Origin of the sequence: Pseudomonas sp. MF6396 (genome assembly GCF_002018915.1) — a bacterium.
GTDB classification, from domain to species: Bacteria; Pseudomonadota; Gammaproteobacteria; order Pseudomonadales; family Pseudomonadaceae; genus Aquipseudomonas; species Aquipseudomonas palmensis.
This window is the reverse complement of record NZ_MVOK01000072.1, coordinates 1-2,973: the sequence shown is the minus strand read 5'-3', so window position 1 is coordinate 2,973 and position 2,973 is coordinate 1. Positions and strand designations below refer to the sequence as shown.

At 65.3% G+C, this 2,973-nt stretch carries 2 protein-coding genes and 2 pseudogenes; all 4 read right to left on the bottom strand.

Going from position 1 to position 2,973, the window contains the following annotated elements; translation table 11 throughout:
- Positions 1-860: TniB family NTP-binding protein (locus MF6396_RS27905; protein ID WP_078482013.1), on the bottom strand; the 860-nt coding region annotated here is incomplete at its 3' end.
- 2 nt (positions 861-862) lie between these two features.
- Positions 863-2,275, bottom strand: coding sequence for a Mu transposase C-terminal domain-containing protein (locus tag MF6396_RS27900; protein WP_016851621.1), 1,413 nt, complete (start codon positions 2,273-2,275; stop codon positions 863-865).
- 100 nt (positions 2,276-2,375) lie between these two features.
- Positions 2,376-2,579: pseudogene (locus MF6396_RS27895) on the bottom strand (transposase domain-containing protein); the annotation flags it as partial.
- Between the two features lie 186 nt (positions 2,580-2,765).
- Positions 2,766-2,973: pseudogene (istB, locus tag MF6396_RS27890) on the bottom strand (IS21-like element ISPst3 family helper ATPase IstB); the annotation flags it as partial.

Here is a 2,973-nt window from a genome sequence, read left to right as displayed (position 1 = left end):
TAGTCGGCCATGCTGAGCGTGCGGTGGTTGATCGCTTCCTCGCCACTCTCCACGGCGGCGACGGCCGCCGCCACCAGCAGATGTGCAAGCTCGCCGATGGTGCCTTCGCTCCGGGTGAGCAGGTAGCGGGCCATGTCCAGCGTGGCAATCGGGGATGGCCGCCGTAGCGGGAGTGACGCCGCGAAGCTGGCCAGCAGCGAGCAGCAGTCCTCATTGGCCTCCCACGGCGGCAGCAGCATCGGCTCGAAGCGGTTTTCCAACTGATCGTCCGAACGGATGGCCAGGTACGCCTCGCGCGTGCCGACCCCGACCAGGGGGATACGCAGCTCGTTGCCGAGGAAGCGCAGCAGGTTGAGGAACTCGCGCCGGTTAACGCTGTTGCCAGCCAGTACATTGTGCAGTTCGTCGATCACCAGCATGCGCACGCCGACCTTGCGCAGCAGGGCCAGCGCCAGTTGCTCCATTTCCGGCAGCCGTGGGCGCGGGCGCAGCGGCGCGCCCATCGCAGCCAGCAGCGCGACATAGAAGCGGATCACCGATGGCTCTGACGGCATCTGCACGACCAGCACCGGGATATGTTCTTGGTCAGCGTCGGTGCCGACCGGGTGCGCCCGCCGGAATTTCTCGACGATCATCGACTTGCCGTTGTTGGTGGGGCCGACCAGCAGCAGGTTTGGCATGCGTTGCTTGTTCGGCCACGCATACAGAGTTTCCAGCCGGTTCAGCGCCTCGACCGCGCGCGGGTAGCCGATCCAGCGGTCGGCGCGAATGCGCTGGATGCGCTCGTCTGCCGGCAGCCTGGCCAAACCCTGTGCCGCTGGCAGCAGGTGGGACAGGTCAATGACGGGATATTCGTCCACGGCTACCACTCCTCGATCTGATCGAACGGTTTGGCCGGCGGCAGGTTGTCTGCCTGCGGGTCAGCCATGTCCACATCCGGCGGTATGGGCTTGGCCGGTGGCTCCGACGTCTTGAGGTGCTGGCGGCGATCAGCGTCGCGCCGCGCCTTGCGCGTGGCCTTCTGGGCGGTGGTCACGATCTCGCGCATCTGCCCGATCATGCGGAACAGCGCCGACTCGTCCACCTGCTCGCGCCCGAGCTGACGCAATTTGGCCAGCGCCTGGCGTTGTTCCCAGAGGGTGACGGCCGGATGGGACAAGGTGCGGTAGTGGATCTCCAGATAGTGCTGACCTTCCGGTTCCAGTACCCAGATGCGGCTGATGTCGCGCGGATCGCGCCGGATCAGGAAGGCGGGCAAGCGCTCGCGCCGGGCAATCCACGGCTTGAGGGCGTCGGCGTAGTAGTGGATGTGGTCGATGACAAAGCCGGTGCGGGTCAGGGTGCGGCGGATCACCGGCAGGAAATCGACCAAAAACGCGGTGGGGCGGGTAACGACGGCCGGGACGCCAACGCGCTCCACGGCCTCGGCCCAGCGCGCGGCCGGCGGCTGGAGCAGGCCGTTGTGCACGGAGCCGTGATAGGTGCCTACCGCCAACGCGAGCCAGCGCTCCAGCTCGCGCAGCGTCAGGGTGGCCATCTTCTCGGAATCGTACTCGCCGCGCTGGCCGGGATTGGAGAAGGTCGTCCCCGGTAATTCGTCGTGGATCATCTGCATCGCCGTGCCGATGATCCGTTCCACGATGCCGCCGTAGTGCGGCTGGCCTGGTGGGCGATAGTCCAGCCGGATGCCATGCTGTTCGCAGCCACGGCGCAGCGCTTCGCTTTTGAACTCGGCCGCGTTGTCCAGATAGAGCAGCCTGGGCTTGCCGCTCATCGGCCAGTCCATTTCCACATTCAGCCCTTCCAGCCAGGGCCGCTTGTCGCAGGCGGCATGCGCGAGGCATAGGCCGACCGAGACGGCGGACGGCGCTTCCAGCGTGACCACCATGCCGAGTACGCAGCGCGTGAACACGTCGATGGCGAGGGTCAAATATGGGCGGCCAATCGGTTGCCGGTCGCGCTCGTCGACCACGATCAGGTCGATGACGGTGTGGTCGATCTGCACCTGTTCCAGCGGCATGGTGACTTCGGGCGGAATGCCACCCGCGCCTTGCAAGGGACGGGCAGCGTCCTGCCCGCCCCGGCTGCGGGCTATTTTCGCCGGGTGTAGTCCGGCAATCCGCTGGGCCACGGTGTTGCGCGCCGGCACCGGCAGCTTCTGGGTTTTGCACGCCTGCGCGACTTCGCGGTGGAACGCCGCCAGGCTGCGTTTCTGCTTGGTCAGGAAGCGCTTTTGCAGCAGCTCGCGGATGATGCGCTCGACCGGTTCCGGCAAGCGCCCCTTGCCTTTGCCGCCGCCGGATCGGCCGGGCGTCAGGTCTGTTACCAGGGTAACCGCTCCATAAACCCCACCTACTGCTGATGGGGCGGGTCTGTCAGGATGCGCTCACTGGCGAGCAATTCCACGGCAGCAGCGCTTCGTAATCCTCGACGCTATTGGCGGCCGGCAGGCGTTCGAGGATGTGGCGCAGCCAGGCGTAAGGCTCCTGGCCATTGGCCTTGGCGGTTTCGATCAGGCTGTAGATCTGTGCGCTGGCCGTGGCACCCTTGGGCGTGTCGCTGAACAGCCAGTGTTGGCGCTGATGGAAAATTGACCCACCCTGCCGATTGAAATTTGACCCAGGGCGGATTGCTGATTTTGTTACCAGCAACTGTGGATAAGTCTACCAGCGCAGCTGCTGTTGCCCCCACTCCCTCGCTGTCCCAGTTCAGCTGTTGAAGACCTGCCACATGCAGCCATGCAGCAGGCCGTCGTCACCATGAAATCAGAACGGCTCATCGTCCTCCGGTTCCTGGCCGCCCTTACGCTTTCGCTCCCGTGATTTGATCTTGGCCTGGGCCGCCAAGCTACTGTGTTGCAGGCGATAGGACTCGTTACCGGTTTCGACGATGTGGCAGTGGTGGGTCAGCCGATCCAGCAGGGCGGTGGTCATCTTGGCGTCGCCGAACACGCTCGACCATTCGGCGAAGCTC